General features: G+C 33.9%; 13 protein-coding genes. 10 read left to right on the top strand and 3 right to left on the bottom strand.

From position 1 onward, the window contains the following. Positions 1-488: 488 nt before the first annotated feature. The 6 genes from serS to proC all read left to right on the top strand — a co-directional run bounded on the left by serS (position 489) and on the right by proC (position 7,318). Positions 489-1,760 carry a serine--tRNA ligase gene (gene serS, locus AC8GF4_RS00600; RefSeq protein ID WP_506591744.1) on the top strand — a complete coding sequence of 424 codons (1,272 nt, stop codon included), beginning with the start codon at positions 489-491 and terminating at the stop codon, positions 1,758-1,760. A 156-nt stretch (positions 1,761-1,916) separates the two neighbouring features. After that, positions 1,917-3,695 carry a tetratricopeptide repeat protein gene (locus AC8GF4_RS00595; protein WP_506591742.1) on the top strand — a complete coding sequence of 593 codons (1,779 nt, stop codon included), beginning with the start codon at positions 1,917-1,919 and terminating at the stop codon, positions 3,693-3,695. A gap of 165 nt (positions 3,696-3,860) precedes the next feature. Then, positions 3,861-4,172: a DUF4286 family protein gene (locus AC8GF4_RS00590; protein ID WP_506591740.1), complete on the top strand. Its 312-nt coding sequence runs from the start codon at positions 3,861-3,863 to the stop codon at positions 4,170-4,172. Between the two features lie 86 nt (positions 4,173-4,258). Then, positions 4,259-5,038 carry a 16S rRNA (adenine(1518)-N(6)/adenine(1519)-N(6))-dimethyltransferase RsmA gene (rsmA, locus tag AC8GF4_RS00585; protein ID WP_506591738.1) on the top strand — a complete coding sequence of 260 codons (780 nt, stop codon included), beginning with the start codon at positions 4,259-4,261 and terminating at the stop codon, positions 5,036-5,038. Further along, positions 5,028-6,380, top strand: a complete 1,353-nt coding sequence (gene mgtE, locus AC8GF4_RS00580) for a magnesium transporter (protein WP_506591736.1) — start codon at positions 5,028-5,030, stop codon at positions 6,378-6,380. The genes rsmA and mgtE overlap by 11 nt, the downstream gene beginning before the upstream one ends. 161 nt (positions 6,381-6,541) lie before the next feature. Next, positions 6,542-7,318: a pyrroline-5-carboxylate reductase gene (gene proC / locus AC8GF4_RS00575; protein ID WP_506591734.1), complete on the top strand. Its 777-nt coding sequence runs from the start codon at positions 6,542-6,544 to the stop codon at positions 7,316-7,318. An 801-nt stretch (positions 7,319-8,119) separates the two neighbouring features. On the opposite strand, the gene AC8GF4_RS00570 is transcribed toward proC, so the two are convergent. The 3 genes from AC8GF4_RS00570 to AC8GF4_RS00560 all read right to left on the bottom strand — a co-directional run bounded on the left by AC8GF4_RS00570 (position 8,120) and on the right by AC8GF4_RS00560 (position 10,222). Beyond that, a complete protein-coding gene (locus AC8GF4_RS00570) occupies positions 8,120-8,629 on the bottom strand; it encodes an acyl-CoA thioesterase (protein ID WP_506591732.1) in 510 nt (169 codons plus the stop codon). Between the two features lie 66 nt (positions 8,630-8,695). Then, positions 8,696-9,079, bottom strand: coding sequence for a DoxX family protein (locus tag AC8GF4_RS00565; protein WP_506591730.1), 384 nt, complete (start codon positions 9,077-9,079; stop codon positions 8,696-8,698). A gap of 6 nt (positions 9,080-9,085) precedes the next feature. Then, on the bottom strand, positions 9,086-10,222 hold the full coding sequence (locus AC8GF4_RS00560; RefSeq protein WP_506591728.1) for a DNA polymerase III subunit: 1,137 nt from the start codon (positions 10,220-10,222) through the stop codon (positions 9,086-9,088). Positions 10,223-10,619: 397 nt separating this feature from the next. On the opposite strand from AC8GF4_RS00560, the gene AC8GF4_RS00555 reads away from it, so the two are divergent. The 4 genes from AC8GF4_RS00555 to AC8GF4_RS00540 all read left to right on the top strand — a co-directional run bounded on the left by AC8GF4_RS00555 (position 10,620) and on the right by AC8GF4_RS00540 (position 18,160). Further along, positions 10,620-11,063, top strand: a complete 444-nt coding sequence (locus AC8GF4_RS00555) for a hypothetical protein (RefSeq protein WP_506591726.1) — start codon at positions 10,620-10,622, stop codon at positions 11,061-11,063. A gap of 111 nt (positions 11,064-11,174) precedes the next feature. Then, positions 11,175-12,461 carry a beta-helix domain-containing protein gene (locus AC8GF4_RS00550; RefSeq protein ID WP_506591724.1) on the top strand — a complete coding sequence of 429 codons (1,287 nt, stop codon included), beginning with the start codon at positions 11,175-11,177 and terminating at the stop codon, positions 12,459-12,461. Positions 12,462-12,783: 322 nt separating this feature from the next. Further along, positions 12,784-14,307 carry a T9SS type B sorting domain-containing protein gene (locus tag AC8GF4_RS00545; RefSeq protein ID WP_506591722.1) on the top strand — a complete coding sequence of 508 codons (1,524 nt, stop codon included), beginning with the start codon at positions 12,784-12,786 and terminating at the stop codon, positions 14,305-14,307. 1 nt (position 14,308) lies between these two features. Then, positions 14,309-18,160, top strand: a complete 3,852-nt coding sequence (locus AC8GF4_RS00540; RefSeq protein ID WP_506591720.1) for a PorP/SprF family type IX secretion system membrane protein — start codon at positions 14,309-14,311, stop codon at positions 18,158-18,160. Positions 18,161-18,406 lie beyond the last annotated feature (246 nt).

Raw genomic sequence — 18,406 nt, 5'->3', positions numbered from 1 at the left:
GCTCTCCAAATTAGAGTGGGCCTTTGGACTATATAGTATTTGTGTATGGTATAAAATGGAGAAAAGGAGCAATGCCAATGTCATTAAATTAAGGATTTCTTGCAAGCCGTTTCTAAATCTAGCTCTCGCAAAGGCTTGAAAACGTAGAGAAATCAGTTCAAGACTTTGCGTTTTTGCGTCTTTACTTAAAATAAAAAAGCTAAATTTAATGACATTGTATGCGCAAGAAAACAATTTCATTAAGGTTAAGGATTTTTAGCTAGTTTTTTTTAATTTAACTTTCGCAGAGAAGCAGTGAAATCGGTTCAAGACTTTGCGTTTTTGCGCCTTTGCGAGAAAAAAAAAGCTAAATTTAATGACATTGGGAGCGACGCTTTTGAAAATATTTCGCGACAGAAACTAAAATGCAACCACAAAACAAACTTTGTCTCGTTGTTATCAAACATTTCCTTAAATTTGCTTCATTATTTAGGTATAAAAATCAAACTATGTTACAAATCGCATTTATTAGAGAGAATCAAGAGAAAGTAATCAACGCTTTGGCCAAAAGAAATATGGATGCCAAACAAGTTGTTGAAGAAGTAGTACAATTGGATGAAAAACGTCGCGCTACACAGGTAGAGTTAGACACTGTTTTATCCGAATCTAATAAATTGTCCAAAGATATTGGAGATTTGATGAAAGCAGGAGAGAAGTCGAAAGCTGCAATTCTTAAAGAAAAAACAGTTCTGTTAAAAGAAAAAAGCAAAGTTCTAGCCGAAAACGCAGTTGCATTAGCTAATGAATTAACGGAAAAATTATATACTTTACCCAATCTTCCTGCTGATATTGTACCTTTTGGAAAAACACCTGAAGAGAATTTAAACGTTTTTGAAGAAGGAGAAATTCCAGTTTTGCATGATGGAGCACAACCGCATTGGGAGCTAGTAAAAAAATATGACATCATTGATTTTGAATTGGGTGTGAAAATTACAGGTGCAGGTTTTCCAGTTTATAAAGGGAAAGGAGCTAAATTACAACGTGCTTTAATCAATTATTTTTTAGACAAAAACACAGCAGCGGGCTACAATGAAGTTCAGGTACCACACCTGGTAAACGAAGCTTCTGCATACGGAACAGGACAATTACCAGACAAAGAAGGACAAATGTATCACGATGCAACGGATGATTTGTACTTAATACCTACGGCAGAGGTCCCAGTAACGAATTTGTTTCGAGATGTAATTTTATCCGAAAATGAATTACCAGTTTTAACTACAGCGTACACTCCTTGTTTTCGTCGTGAAGCAGGTTCGTATGGTGCGCATGTACGTGGATTGAATCGTTTACACCAATTTGATAAAGTAGAAATTGTTCGTGTGGAGCATCCCGATAATTCATATGCAGCACTCGACGGAATGGTGGAACATGTAAAAAGCATATTGAATGAATTGAAATTACCTTACAGAATTTTAAGACTTTGTGGTGGCGATATGGGTTTCACATCGTCTTTGACGTATGATTTTGAAGTTTTTTCTACAGCACAGGATCGTTGGTTGGAAATTTCATCTGTATCTAACTTTGAGACTTTCCAAGCCAATCGTTTGAAATTGCGTTTCAAAGACAAAGATGGAAAAAACCAGTTGGCACATACACTTAACGGAAGTTCATTGGCTTTGCCAAGAGTTCTTGCTGGAATTTTAGAAAATTACCAAACACCGGAAGGAATCATGATCCCAGAAGTTTTGAGACCGTACTGCGGGTTTGATATTATAGATTAATTTAGGTTTCTCCATAAAGCAGAAATTTTTAAACCATTAAGAAATTTAGAGGCATTATGCTTCATCAACTTAATTTCTTAATGGTTTTAGAATTTTAATAATATATTATTCATTATCAACTGATTAAATACGATCAATTTTTCAAATGATTACATTATGAATAAATGGTTCCTATATATCTCACTTTTATTCTCTCTAATTGCGTTTTCCCAAAACGAGCAATTGGCACAGTATTATTATGACAAAGGGGATTTTGATAAAGCATTGGTTAGTTACCAAGAATTATCAGATGTATTGCCTTCAAATCCATTTTATTTTCAGAGAAAAATAGATTGCATGCAACAATTGCTTCAGTTTGACATGGTAGAAAAAGTGATTCAAGAACGGTTTGCAAAATACAAACAAGCAACCCTTTTGGTTGAATTAGGCTATAATTTTCAATTGCAGAAAAATGAAGCAAAGGCTAAGAAATATTACGATGACGCTATAGACAAAATTCGCAAAAACCCAAATGAAGTATATGGTGTTGCCAACACTTTTGAAAAGAAAGTATTACTTGAATATGCCTTAAAATCATATTTGGTGGCTAGTGAATTAGTGCCAACATTTAATTTTAAATTTCAAACGGCAATGCTTTATGGACAATTGGGGAGAACTGACGAAATGATTGTCAATTTTCTTGAAGAAGCCTACAAAAACCCACAATCAGTCATGACTATTCAAAATCAAATGACGCGCTATATGTCATCTGATGGTGATTCCAAATTTAATGAAAGCCTTCGGAAAGCTTTAATTATCCGTGTTCAAAAAAATCAGGATATATTTTGGAATCAGTTTTTGAGTTGGTTTTATATGCAACAAAAAGAATTCGGAAAAGCCTTTATTCAAGAAAAAGCGATTTACAAGCGTAATCCTGAATCACTTAACAGTATTCTTAGTTTAGGACAAATTGCTATTGAAGAAGGAGACAAAGAGGTAGCTATTGAAGTTATGAATTATGTATTGGAGAATACTACAGATGTAGATTTAATAGTTCAAGCCAATACCTATTTGTTGGATATAAAAATGGAAAAAGCGCTAGACAAAGATTTGGTAACAATAAACGGCCAGTTTGATCTTTTGTTAAAACAATACGGAATTACTCCAGTTACTTTACCTTTGCAATTAAAACAGGCCCATTTTGTTAGCTTTATAATGAAAAACCCTGAAGCAGGTAAAGCGATAGTAAAAAGAGCTATGGAAATGCAACTTACTATTTATGAGCAAGCGGCATGCAAAATGGAATTGGCAGATATTTTGCTTTCTGAAGAAAAATTCAATCAAGCCTTACTCTACTATTCACAGATAGAAGAGAATTTACAAAATAACGTACTCTCTCACGAAGCAAGTTTGAAATCAGCCAAAACAAGTTATTTTAAAACTGATTTTGAGTGGGCTCTGAAACAATTCAAAGAGTTAAAATCAGCGAGTACCCAATTGATTGCCAATGATGCTTTGGAATATTTTCTGTTAATCAACGACAATACAGTTGCCGATTCTACTCAGACAGCATTGAAGCAATTTGCCAAAGGAGATTATCTTTTGTACCAAAATAGGAATCAGGAAGCGATAGCGCAATTTCAGTCTATTCTGAAAAATTTTAAAGGTCAAGAAATTGAAGCTGTTACTTTGTTGAGATTGGGAAGAGTATATGAAAAGTTAGGAGATTTTACTCTAGCTTTGGCAGAATATCAAAATATAATTGACCATCATAACGATGGTATTTACATAGATGAAGCGCTTTATTTTTCGGCAGATATTTATAACAAACAATTGCAGCAACCCGATAAAGCGAAAGCATTATACGAAAAAATAATTTTCACCCATCAGGACAGTATTTATTTTGTTGATGCCAGAAAGAAATTCAGGGAATTACGAGGAGATACGAATCTGTAAATGGCAATATCAATATCAATTGCAAATAGAAAAGAAAAAAAACAGAATATAAATTAGAATAAAGAGAATAGAACAAAAATAGCATTATTTAAACTTTGCCCTTGCCATTGAGATCGCATTTTAAATCTTACTACTTAATTCTTCAATCTTAATACTTTTAAAAAAATGATAATATACAACGTTACCACAAACATACACGAAAGTGTTCACGATCAATGGATGATTTGGATGCAACACAAACACATTCCTGAAATGTTGGCATTAGGAAAATTTTCGGCTGCCAAATTTGTTCGGGTTTTAATTGAAGAAGAAATGGGTGGTGTCACTTATTCGGTTCAATATTCAACGGATAGTAAGGAAACTTTAGAAAAATATTATACAGAAGATGCTCCTAGATTAAGGGAGGAAGGTTTGAAATTGTTTGGCGACAGAATGCTAGCTTTCAGAACCGAATTGGAAGTGATAAGTGAGCATTAATGATTCAAAAATTGCTTTACGCCTTAGCGTCTTTGCGATATAATAACCTTAAATAGCGAAAAGGCTTCGTGCCTCGCAATGATAATATGGAAAAAGTAAAAGCCAAAAAACACCTCGGTCAACATTTTTTAAATGATGAAAGCATTGCAAAAGATATTGCAGATACTTTAAATTTAGTAGGGTATGATGATGTTTTAGAAATTGGACCAGGAATGGGCGTTTTAACAAAGTATTTATTGGACAAACCCATAAATACTTATGTAATTGAAATTGATGAAGAATCGGTTACTTATTTGGATGCCAATTACGATAAATTGAAAGACCGAATTATTTCAAAAGATTTTTTGAAATATGATATTAATGAAGTTTTTGGTGGGAAACAATTTGCCATAATTGGTAATTTTCCGTATAATATCTCAACTCAAATTGTATTTAAAGCCTTAGAATTGCGAAGTCAAATACCTGAATTTGCAGGTATGTTTCAAAAAGAAGTAGCACAAAGGATATGTGAAAAAAAAGGTACCAAAGCCTATGGAATTCTTTCTGTTTTGGTACAAGCATTTTACGATGCAGAATACCTATTTACGGTTGATGAAAACGTGTTCATTCCACCGCCTAAAGTAAAATCGGGAGTTCTGCGGTTGCGAAGAAAAGAAAATTTTAGTTTGCCTTGCGGAGAGAAATTGTTTTTTACAGTAGTGAAAACGGCTTTCCAACAACGCAGAAAGACTTTGCGTAACAGTTTAAAAACTTTAAATTTGTCCGATAGTTTAAGAGAAGATGAAGTTTTTAATCTTCGACCTGAACAATTAGATTATTTACAATTTATAGCATTGACCCAAAAAATAGAAGCCGATGGAGTTTAAAATCAGCAAAGAATTAATTCAAGAATTAGAGCTACTTATTCAAAACAAAAACGACCGTCAATTGGAAGTTTTATTGAATGATTTGCACCATGCTGATATTGCCGAAATCCTAGATGAACTGGATTTTGATGAAGCCTCTTATATTTTTAAAGTATTAGATAGCGAAAAAACCGCAGAAATCCTTCTGGAATTAGAAGACGATTTAAGGGAGAATATATTAAGCAGGCTTTCGCCAAAAGAAATTGCGGAAGAGCTTGACGAATTGGAAACCAATGATGCAGCCGATATTATTGGTGAACTTTCTAAAGAGAAAAAAGCAGAAGTAATATCTGAATTACAAGACGTTGAGCATGCCAAAGATATTGTAGAATTGTTGCGTTATGATGAAGATACTGCAGGAGGAATAATGCATAAAGAATTGGTTAAAGTCAATGAAAATTGGAACGTACTTACTTGTGTTAAAGAAATGCGTATTCAAGCCGAAAATATTTCAAGGGTTCATTCTATTTATGTAGTAGATGATGAAGAACGATTGAAAGGAAGGTTGTCTCTCAAAGACTTATTAACCACTTCTACTAGAACTGCTATCAGTGATGTTTACATCAGAAAACTGAATTCTGTAAATGTAGATACCGAAGATGTTGAGGTTGCCCGAATTATGCAAAAATACGATTTGGAAGCCATTCCAGTGGTAGATGAATTGGGGCGTTTGGTAGGTCGAATCACAATTGATGATATCATTGATGTAATCAAAGATGAGGCCGATCAAGATTATCAATTAGCAGCGGGTATCTCCCAAGACGTAGAAGCAGATGATAGTATTTTAGACTTGACAAAAGCACGTTTGCCTTGGTTAGTCTTGGCTCTTTTAGGTGGGTTTGTTACCGTAAAAGTTCTTGGTTTATTTGAAGGTGCAATGTTAGAACACGGAAAATTGTTTTTCTTTACCCCGCTTATTGCCGCAATGGCTGGAAATGTTGGCGTACAATCATCTGCTATTATTGTTCAAGGTTTGGCAAACAACACTTTGAGTGGTTCTCTTTTTAATCGGTTAATAAAAGAGGTTTCGTTAAGCTTATTAAACGGACTTATATTAGCCATTATTCTATTTCTAGGAGCCCATTTTTTACTCGATGTAGAAATTGTAATTGGAGTGATTGTGACCATTGCTTTGGTTTCTGTGATTATCATAGCCTCGCTTATTGGTACCTTTGTACCTTTATTATTAGAAAAATTTGGTATTGACCCTGCACTTGCTACCGGTCCCTTTATCACAACAAGTAACGATATTTGTGGAATTCTTATTTATTTTTCAATTGCTAAATTAATTTTAGGCTTCTAGTGTTGTCAGCTGTTGTTATTTAACAATTTATTACTGTTTATTTATATTAAAAAGCAGTAATTTCAGGATAAATCAAGTACTTTGTACCACATGAATGTCGGCTTATTCAAGTGAATTGCCATCTATAATACTATTAACCAACCACGATTAAAATAAACCAAATGAAAGTACACATCATAGGTGGTGGAAACTTAGGTGTTTCTATAGCATTGGGAATCGCAAAATTCTCTCCAAACAATCAAGTTACAGTAACAAGAAGAAATACTGCTAGTATCTTATATCTAGAAGAATTGGGAATTACTGTTTCAACAGATAATAAGCATCAGATACAAGAGGCCGATTTGATAATCTTAACCATAAAGCCCTATCAAGTAGATACCGTTTTGTCCGAAATTCTTCCCGTAATCACCAACAAAATAATTGCATCGGCTGTAAGTGGTTTGGCAATAGATGTGCTTCAAGATAAAACAAAATCACTTCATCATGCAGTTCGAATCATGCCCAATATTGCAGCACAATTTGGTGAATCGGCAACCTGTATTTCTTTTAATGAAAAAGACAAAGTCGAAGGTCAAAGTGTTGTTTCCCTTTTTCATGATTTAGGAACAGCAGTTGTCATTGATGAAAAATTGATGGATGCTGCCACTGTGCTTGGAGCATGTGGAACCGCTTATGCTTTACGTTACATACGTGCGTCTATGCAAGCTGGAATTGAAATTGGTTTCGATTCGCAAACAGCTTTAGCAATAGCGGCGCAAACTGTAAAAGGGGCTGCTCAAATGCTCGTGGAAGAAAAAGTACATCCAGAACAACTTATAGATAGAGTTACGACACCACAAGGTTGTACCATTGTCGGTCTAAATGAAATGGAACATAACGGTTTTAGTTCTTCCTTAATTAAAGGTATCAAAACGTCTTTAAAACAAATTAAAGGGTAAAAAACATTTTGGGTGTGCCTCCGTTTAGAAAAGGAGACAAATTTAGTTACTGCTTTTACAGCTCCTTTTCTATACAGGATAAAGCTTCCCGTTAACTATCGGGCAATTTGATTATGTTAAGAAAATAGTGCTGATTTTACTAAGATTGTCGAGTCCCTTGTGTGATCTCTCCTTTGCTGAGATTACAAACTTAAGCGATTTTGGATTTCAAAATCATCCCTTTTAGTCATTCCGAGACATGAGGAATCACTTAATAATACCAAACACATATATAAATTAGTCCAATTGTTTATCCTCAACCCAAACTCTCTGCCCAAGACAAACGTATGAGTTGTTTTGCCGCAGATTCGCAGATTTAAAATATAAGTTAATCTATAAATTAGCCGCTTACAGCGGAATTTACGCGAATTAATTTCTTTAAAATTTTATTTTTTTAAGGAATAATCTGCGTCCCGATAAATATCGGGAGCGGTTGCTTTTTTTACTATTGCTCTCCAAATTAAAATGGGCCTTTGGACTATATAGTATTTGTGTTTGGTATAAGAGAACTCTAGTAGCTCTCAAGTCCTGAAAAAACTCATTAAATCAAGCTTTTTTTTTCTCGCCAAGACGCAAAGGCGCAAAGTTTAGAACTTATTTCTTCGCGTCTTCGCGTCTTCACGAGAGTTATATTTTGAAAAAGCGTAGTGAGAAATCTTTAACTTAAAGACATTGAACGATCAGGAGCAGCTATTTCGGTAGCTTATACCATCCTTCATCTGGTAAATCACATATTTACGGATTATGAGATGTTTTTGTCTTTTATGTGAACAAAGCTTTCAATTCAGTTGCTTCATGAGGATTCATTTTACCAGCTAAAACTAAACTTAATTGTTTTCTTCTCAAAGCGGCATCATAGCGTTGTATTTCCAATTCGGTTACCGGTTCTATTTGTGGTACTTCTACAGGTCTTCCTGTGTCGTCTACTGCTACAAAAGTATAAATTGCTTCATTGGCTTTAGTTCTGTTTCCAGATTGACGATCTTCTACCCAAACATCCAAGTAAATTTCCATTGAACTTTTAAAAGCTCTAGATACTTTAGCTTCAATAATTACAACACTTCCCAGTGGAATGGATTTATTAAAGGCCACGTGATTAACAGATGCCGTAACACCGATACGTCTCGAATGTCTTCCGGCTGCAATACTTGCAGCACGATCCATTCTAGCTAATAATTCTCCTCCAAATAAATTGTTTAAAGGATTGGTTTCGCTTGGTAAAACCAAATCGGTTAATATTGTCAATGATTCTGAAGGATGTTTTGGTGTCATATTTTTTTAAAAGATAATTTCTACGTTTTTTTAAATTAAAATTGCTTTTGGATTTGCCATTACTATTTAATTAAGCCAATATACAGCCATAACTGCAGGAATAAAATAGAGTACAATAGTTCTGGCACCGTCGTAATCTTTGGCCAATCGTTGTCCAAACAATAACATTATAAGAGTGATACATGAAAAAATAGCTCCGTATAATCCGTAAAGTCTTCCACTATTCAACGCTATTTCTATTGCGCCAACTACACATAATATTCCAGAAATCAATTCTAAAATTAAGACATTTAGCAATGCTAACGGTACTTGATTTTTTAATGGCGTTTCTGCAAAATGTTCTTTCAGCCAATCAACATTATCTTTCCAGTTAAATAATTTATCTTGAGACGATTGTAAAAAAGTGATAGCTAAAAAAACTAAAATTAAAATGGAGGCAATATTATTCATAGGTATTTATTTTTTATGGATTAATCGGGTTAATTTTATGGATAAATCAGTTAAAATTATTTTAGCATTTCCATTTCGTTCTATATGATACATCGCATCTGATAATTCCTTGAAAATATCATTAATGTTGTTACCATTTACAAATGGCGCAAAGTTTTCCAGCTTAAATTTTTCTACTTTTGGTTCTATGTAAACCAAAGTTTTAGTTTCATAATTTAGTAGTAAAGCTTGACGAAACATTTCAATACAAAACTGAAGAAATTTTTTCTGAGTTTCTCTTCCCAAAGTTGCTATTTTTTCACTCCATTCTATTAAGTCTTGAATAGCGGCGGCATTTCCTTTTGCTTTAAATGCGGCTCGAACCCAAGTAACAAACCACTGTTCAAAAGGGAATGCTTCTTCGTCTTCGTTTATTAAATTCAATGCTTTATTATAATTACCTTGAGATTGATGTGCAATTTTTAAGGCTTTCTTTTCGTCTATTTTTGCTTTTTCTATTAAAGCATTAGTTATAGTTTGTTCGCTTAAACTATTAAAATGAGTGATTTGGCATCGAGATCGAATCGTTTGTATAATATCCTCTTCGTTTTCAGTGATTAGTAAAAATACCGTTTTTTCAGGAGGCTCTTCCAGTAACTTCAGTAATTTATTGGAAGCTGCTATATTCATTTTATCTGCCATCCAGATAATCATTATTTTATAGCCTCCTTCGTAAGATTTTAAGGAGAATGACTTTAATATTTCTTGAGCGTCATCGACACGTATTTCCCCTTGTTTGTTTTGAACTCCTAATGCGGCATACCATTCAAATAGTCCACCATACGGTTTTTCTAATACAAATTGCCTCCAGTCTGAAATAAAATCAATACTTTTTGGTTTTGCTTTGACTTCTTCAGTTGTTACTGTAGGGAATATAAAATGCAAATCAGGGTGAGATAATTTCTGGAATTTTAAACTAAAGGATTCGTTTAACGTGATGTTAGAATTACATAAGACATATTTTGCATAAGCTATTGCCATTGGTAAGGTACCACATCCTTCGGGCCCTACAAATAATTGTGCATGCGGAATCCTACCTAAATCAGCACTTTTAACCAAATGGTTTTTAATGTATTCTTGGCCTAATATATTTGAAAATTCCATGAAGCAAAGATAAAAGAAAATGGACGTTTCAAAAATATTCTATAATAAAGTTTGTTTTGTCTATAAATAGTAATAAAATCAAAATTTTAGAACTAAAAAACAATAATTAATCATCATATATTTACAATTCAATTATTGTTGATAACTTTTGTATTATTTAATGCCTTCAACCTATATTTAGATTATTCTTACCTTATAAATGGGATTATTGCTTACAAAAATTTCATTTATTGATTTTATTTCTTATTGTTTTAAATTCGTCTAAGTGCTATATTTACTTGATATAAAGTAATTTTTCACTTGATTTAACTTTAAATAAAACTTTAATTTTTTCTTTAGAACTTGCAAATTCAATTTATTTGTATATTTTTGTTTTATTAATTAACAAATCTACAATATGAAAGGGAAAATTATTTTTTTCAGCATTATAATGCTAGCATTATGCTCAAGAGGGTTCGCTCAAGTAAAATCATTACCAAAAAGTATTATTAGCTCTAACGCTTCTGTAAGAACTTACTATGATGATAAGACACTGAAAAATTTAACAAAAGGTGAATTAGTGGAGCTTTATATAGAGCGTATGAAAGTAATTGTAAAAATATTACCAAATATTGCTTTAGCTACAAAGCCAGGTGTAACGTTGTCTGATCTTGGAATTCCAGATGATGCAGAAAACAAAAAAGCTTTAGAATTAGAAACAGAAGCTACAAGTGTTTACTTAGAAGTAACTGTAAATTTTTTAAGAAAAATGTTGCCTTATACTGACAAAGGGCAAATTGTAACAATGATTTTGTTTTACGAACAAACATTGAAAGATTTGCACGGTTTGGAAGTACAGTAATCTTAATTGTTTAAAACAATTAAGCATTTTTTAAATTTGAACTATAACTCGAAAGAGTTTAACTCTATCCTACAGAGGTTGAATAATTTTTATATTAAATCCCCCAAACCTATGAAAAATACTACTATAATTGTATGGGTTTTTCTTTTAGCTATGTTCAATGCAAATGCACAGCAAGAGAAAGGAATATATGGATCAAGCAATTGGTTAAGTAACTGGGCAGAATTCAAACCAGGAAAAGCAGATTATGGTGATGCTACTCAGATATTAGCTGGTAATATTACTGTTAATACCAAATTGGAAAAAAAAGAAGTATACATCATTCAAGGTAATGTATACGTTACAAATAATGCTGTACTTACTATTGAACCAGGTACTGTAATTATAGGAGATGTAGAGACAAAAGGGACTTTAATTATTACAAAAGGTGCTCAACTTGTTGCTCAAGGTTTAGAAACAGATCCTATCGTTTTTACTTCAAACAAAAGTGTCAAAAAAGCAGGTGACTGGGGTGGTATAGTTATGCTTGGTGACGCTCCCTTAAACAAATTTGGAAATAATTCTTCTATCAATTTAGATTTGGATCCAACTTTAACAACTTTTGGCGGATTAAATCCTTCTTCTTCATCAGGTGTATTAAAATACGTTAGAATTGAATATGCTGGTAGAAAAGTAAGAGGAGCAGACAATTTTGATGCTCTTTTACTTGGAGGTATTGGAAATAAAACTATTCTAGAAAATATAATGATAAGTTATGCTGCTGGTAATTCTTGCGAAATTCTAGGTGGTGAGCCTGTAATGAACAAAATTGTATCCTATCGTTCTAGTGGAATAGATTTTAAATTCACTTTAGGTACTCAAGCAAAAATAGACAATTCTTTGGTTGTAAGGACGTCTTATTTAACTAGTAGTAGTGGATCACGTTGTCTAGATGTTTCTTCTTATACCAAAAAAGATGAGGTTGATTTTACTAAAAAGCAAACATTAGTAACTGCAACAAATTTGACTCTTGCAAATGATAGTGATAATATCGAAATGGATATTAAAGCTGGTTTAGTAAAAGAAGCTGTTTATGTAGCCGAAAATTCTTCAATTGTTTTAAGAAAAACGGTTGTTTCTGGATTCAGTCCTGCGGTATTGTTTGATACCAATATTGAAATAAACGACAAAAATCTTAAAAGAATTAGAATTGAAGAAATGTATTTAAATTTCTGTAATGGTAATATATATACAGAAGGGGCTTTAAACAATGAAGATTTAGAAAGTTATTATGGTGATGCAGCTTTTTTTAATTTGTATTCTAAAACTTCTAATATCGAAACATTTATTGATTTCGCAAATCCTAGAAGACCAGATTTTAGGTTAGCACTTTCAAAATTTACAGCTGCTACAAAATAATAATATAAAATTTAATTAAATCGCCATGAGACCAGTAGTTGGAAACACCAATAATGATCTCGTGATATCAAATAGATTTAAAACAAATAGTAACTAAATATGAAATGAAAGTTGGACCTGAACGTTGAGGTTTGACTTTCATTTTATTACTTAAAATTGATTGTAAAATATTTTAATTATTTAAAACTATTTGTAACATAATTGAAATTGAGTCAAATATATCATTAATGTTTCATATAATAAAAGTGTTTAATTATTGTTATAAATGGTTCTCAATTACTCCGAAAACTATCGGTTGCTTGTAATAAAAAAAGAACTACACATGAAAAGCTCTCCTACATCTTTTTGTATCTCTAAGACATTTATCTTTATATTAATGTTGAATGTGCTAGTTTCAACAAACAGTATATTCGGACAACAAATAACTCCACAAATTTTAGAATTTGATAAAATTTGTGCTGGAGGTCCACATCCAACCAAGCCAGGAGATGTTTTCAATGAGTTTCGTGCCTCTTTTTCTATATCTGGTTTTGCTACAGATATAGTTTTTAAAGTAGAGCTCTCAGATGCTTCAGGGTCTTTTGCAACACCAACTACAACTACGCTTTTACCTAGTCTACCGGGTACTCCCGCTGATACACCTACAGATAAAACCTTAGCTTTTGCTGTGCCTACAAATTTAGTAGGTTCGAATACTTACAAATTAAGAGTTACAAGTTCAAACGGTATTTCTAGTCAGCCTTTTACTATAAAAGGAACTACAAGTACTAAAACTTTTTCTGCATATTATAAGGCATTTAGTGGACCTTTTGCAATTAATAATAATCAACCAACTGTTAGTTTCTGCAACGGTGGTAGTGTTACCCTTACTGTTTACAATCCTACTCCTACTATTCCAAATTCTTCTCCCGCCAATTATCCTCAATTAAAATATTTTTGGTACAAAGATGATGTATTAATTTCAGGCCAGCATTCTAATTCATTGAATGTTAATACTGTTGGTGTTTATTATGCTAAACTTGATTATGGTCTCTGTACAGATGATAATTTTAGATCTCAAGGGGTAACTGTTTCAGGCGCAACTGGTGCTGGAGCTGTAATAGTTTCGAGTTCTGGAAACCCTTTTTGTTCTAGTTCAGGAAATACTACTTTATCTGTAACAGCTGGTAATTCTTATACTTGGAAAAAAGATAATGTCATTATAAATGGAGCCAATACGAATTCCTATTCTACAAATGAAAAAGGGATTTACACTTGTGATGTTGATTTTGGAGGATGTAAATCTACAGGTACTTTAGATCTTAAAGTATTTGAAAATAATAGTTCAATATCAGGAGTTGTAGTTGATAAAGTAAATAATATTACTGAAGGTGAAACGCTAAATGTAACATTGACAACTGATGCCTCTGTACCAACCTATCAATGGTTATTGAATGAAGTAGCTATAGTTGGTGCCAATCAAAGTTTTTTGGATATTACTGCCCAAGGGAAATATAAAGCTATTATTACTCAAACCTCAGGGTGTATAATTACTAAAGAATTTCTTTTTGAAGTTTCTTTTAAAGTAAATCTTAATGTTCCAAAAATATCAAATATTGTCACGCCAAATGGTGATGGTGTTAATGATACTTGGATTATTCCTGATCAATATATAAGTGGTACAAATACTCATATAATGATTTTAAGTTCTTTGGGAGAAATTGTTTTTGAAAGTGACGATTATGATAACTATAGCGGTTGGCCTCAAACCGCAATTGAATTCAATAATTTTAATCCGGTTTACTATTATATAATTACTCCAAATGGCGGTTCTGCCAAAAAGGGTTCGATAACTCTTGTTAAATAATATGAAAAATTTTTTATTAAGCGTTTTATTTTTCGCCTGTATTTTTCAAAATTTCTATGCTCAAGATAGAGAAGATGGTGTACTATCTTTTGTTATTCCACCGGGAAATTCTTTAAAATTTAATTCTTTTGTAATCAATCCAACTTTTAGTTTTGTTAGACAACAAAGTGCCTATGTGACATTATTTAATAAAACGCAATGGGCAGGTTTCGAAAATGCTCCAAAAACGTATATGCTAAGTTATTCGGGTCGTTTTAAAGAAAATGAGGGTGTAGGTTTAAGTGTTTTTCAACAAAATCAGGGTTTGCTAACCACTTTTGGAGTAGTAGCCAATTTTGCTCATAATATTTTATTGCAAGAAGATAGTAATTTGACTTTTGGTATCAATTTAAGTGCTTACAAAAGTGGTTTAAATAGTGGTAAGGTGATATCAAATTATCCAGATCCTTCTTTAGATAATATCCCTTCCAATACTGTTTTAACGATAAATCCAGGAATTAATTATGGTACTGGTTTTTTTGATTTTGGACTGGGTTTTAATAATTTAATAACTTATAATTTTAATACCGGTATCTTAAAAGACGATCCCAACAAAGGGATTGAAGGTCATGTAATGTATACAGGTTTTATGGATTCTTATGGTTTTTTTGACAAAAGTAAATTTTCAGGTATTGTTAAAGCGGAATTAAACAAAGAACAAACTGTCATTTCCGGTTCTGCAGTATTTACAATACCAAAAGGAATTTGGGCACAAGCAGGTTACAATTCTGTACTTGGTATGACTGCTGGGGTAGGAATGAATATAACTCCAAAAATAGCATTCGAATATTCTTATGGAATGGGGTTAGGGGATATTTCAAATCTAGGAGCTTCACATATAATTGTATTAACTTATAAATTCAAAAATAATAATTTTGATTACGGTGATGATGAAGAGGAAGGTGCCTTAATTGAACCCGCTCCAATACAAAGAGCTGCAGTTACAAAACCAAAATCTGATACAAAAGCGGTTGCAGATGCCAAAATTGCACAACAAGTAAAAGCGGCCGAATTGAATAAAGCCAAATTGGTTGCTGCTAATAAGGCAAAAGCTGATGCAGCAATTGCTGCTTCAAAAGCCAAATTGGCAGCAGATGCCAAAGCGAAATCCGATGCTGAAGCAATGCTACAAAAAAATAAACTTGCAGCTGATGCAAAAGCCAAAGCAGATGCAGATGCAATTGCTGTTAAGAATGCCGAACCTGCAAATAAAGCTAAATTGGCTGCTGATGCAAAAACAAAAGCCGATGCCGACGCTTCTTCTAAACTAATTGCCGATGCAAAAGCTAAAGCTGCCGCTGCCGCTGCCAAAGAAAAATTAGTTGCTGATGCAAAAATTAAGGCAGATGCTGATGCAGCCTCTAAGTTAGCTGCTGAAAATAAAGTAAAAGAAGATGCAATTTTAAAAGCTAAATTGGCTGCAGATACCAAAGCCAAAGCAGATGCTGATGCCGCTGCAAAATTAGCTGCTGATGCCAAATCCAAAGCAGATGCTGATGCCGCTGCAAAATTGGCTGCTGATAACAAAGCCAAATCCGACGCTGCTATAGCTGCAAAATTAGCTGCTGATGCTAAAACCAAATCCGATGCTGATTCCGCTGCGAAATTAGCTGCTGATGCCAAATCCAAAGCAGATGCTGATGCCGCTGCAAAATTGGCTGCTGATAACAAAGCCAAATCCGATGCTGATGCTGCTGCAAAATTGGCTGCTGATAACAAAGCCAAATCCGACGCTGCTATAGCTGCAAAATTAGCTGCTGATGCCAAATCCAAAGCAGATGCTGATGCCGCTGTAAAATTAGCTGCAGATACCAAAGCCAAAGCAGATGCCGATGCTGCTGCCGCAAAATTAGCCGCTGATGCTAAAGCCAAAGCAGATGCTGATGCCGCTGCAAAATTAGCTGCTGATGCTAAAACCAAAGCAGATGCTGATGCCGCTGCAAAATTAGCTGCTGATGCTAAAACCAAAGCAGATGCTGATGCCGCTGCAAAATTGGCTGCAGATACCAAAGCCAAATCCGACGCTGCTATAGCTGCAAAATTAGCTGCAGATACCAAAGCCAAAGCAGATGCTGATGCCGCTGCAAAATTGGCTGCAGATACCAAAGCCAAAGCAGATGCTGATGCCGCTGCAAAATTAGCTGCAGATACCAAAGCCAAATCCGACGCTGCTATAGCAGCAAAATTAGTTGCTGATAACAAAGCCAAATCCGATGCTGCTGCCGCAAAATTGGCTGCAGATAACAAAGCGAAAGCAGACGCTGTTATAGCAGCAAAATTAGCTGAAGATGCCAAAGTGAAAGCAGATGCTGATGCCGCTGCAAAATTAGCTGCTGACGCCAAAGCCAAAGCAGATGCCGATGCCGCTGCTGCAAAATTAGCTGCTGATAACAAAGCCAAAGCTGATGCTGCAATTGCTGCAAAATTAGCTGCTGATGCCAAAGCAAAAGCGGATGCAGATGCTGCTGCTAAACTTGCTGAAGAAGCCAAAGCGAAAGCCAAAGCGGATGCTGACGCCGCTGTAAAATTGGCTGCTGATAACAAAGCCAAAGCCGACGCTGCTGTAGCTTCAAAACTTGCTGCTGATGCCAAAGCAAAAGCGGATGCAGTTGCTGCTGCTAAACTTGCCGAAGAAGCCAAAGCGAAAGCCAAAGCGGATGCTGACGCCGCTGCAAAATTGGCTACTGATAACAAAGCCAAAGCCGATGCTGCTGTAGCTTCAAAACTTGCTGCTGATGCCAAAGCAAAAGCGGATGCAGTTGCTGCTGCTAAACTTGCCGAAGAAGCCAAAGCGAAATCCAAAGCGGATGCAGATGCCGCTGCAAAATTGGCTGCTGATAACAAAGCCAAAGCTGATGCTGCAGCCGAACAAGATAGAATTGAAGCTGCAGCCGCTGCAAAATTGGCTATTGAAGCATTAGCAAAAGCCAAAGCCGATGCTATGCCAAAAGATGATATAGGCAAATCAATGGATAATCTTTCAAAAACGATAGAAGATTCTAAACGTAAACAACAACAATTATTGTCTCGTTTAGATGCTTCTGTAGCGAATAAAGAAAAAGCATTGAAAGACCTAAAAGAAGAAAATGATTTAAGTGATAAAGGCATTGTGAAAACTACTGTAGAATTTAAAAGCACAGCTGGTGAAAATGCCGAACTAGAGGCAATAAAAGCCCAAATTGCTCAAGTTAATAAGGATCAAGCCGCAACCCTAGAGCAGTTCAATAGTTTGTATAATGAACGACTTAAAAAAGCACCTAAAAATGATTTAATTAATCAAAATTATTTAAAAACAATAGACGCTTTAAAAGCCGATCAATTAAAAGCAGAACAAACCAATGCTGCTTTAATTACTACTTTAGAAAAAATTAAAGTTGAGACCGAAATCGAGAAAAAACGTAGAATTAAACGTGCCGCTTCTCTTAATGACCAAGATCGTTTTACACAAGATGCCGCTACTTTAAAAAGAATTAAGGAAACTACTAAGGTGAGCGCTGTACCGCTAACAACTTCTGATTTTGATTTTGGAGACAACCAAGCCAATATGCAGATTATTAAAAATGTTAAAAATGTTCAAACTGGATATTATTTAATTTTAGCTGTTCATGGTGAAGCTCAAAAAAGAGATGCTTTTGTGACCAAAACTGTTGCTTCTGGACAAAAGGAAGTCAACTTTTTCTATGATTCCAATTCTAGTAAATATTATATTTATGATGCAACTTTTGATAATTTGGAGGAAGCAACACAAGCGCTACAAGCAAAAGGAAGTAAAGCCTATAATAGTAAGATGGTAATTGTTAAAATTGATAAATAAATTTGTAAGAAAAAAGAGTTTTTAAAATAATTTTGGCATCGTATTGGTTATTCCTATAAAATGTTTATTTTTAAACTCTTAAGCGATGATTTGAGCTCTTTATCGTATGTTTTTAAAGCTACTCGTAATACTTATAATTGTCTTAAAATAATAAATAATTAACACAATAGGGCTGTTTTTTTGGGTTTCGAAAAAAACATTTAGCATTACTTTTGTTAATTTATAGAATTTAATTAAAAATAAGAT

The organism is Flavobacterium rarum (SeqCode), assembly GCF_965234445.1.
In the GTDB taxonomy this organism is placed as follows: domain Bacteria; phylum Bacteroidota; class Bacteroidia; order Flavobacteriales; family Flavobacteriaceae; genus Flavobacterium; species Flavobacterium rarum.
The sequence above is the reverse complement of the archived record's forward strand: the minus strand, read 5'-3'. Positions and strand labels throughout refer to the sequence as shown.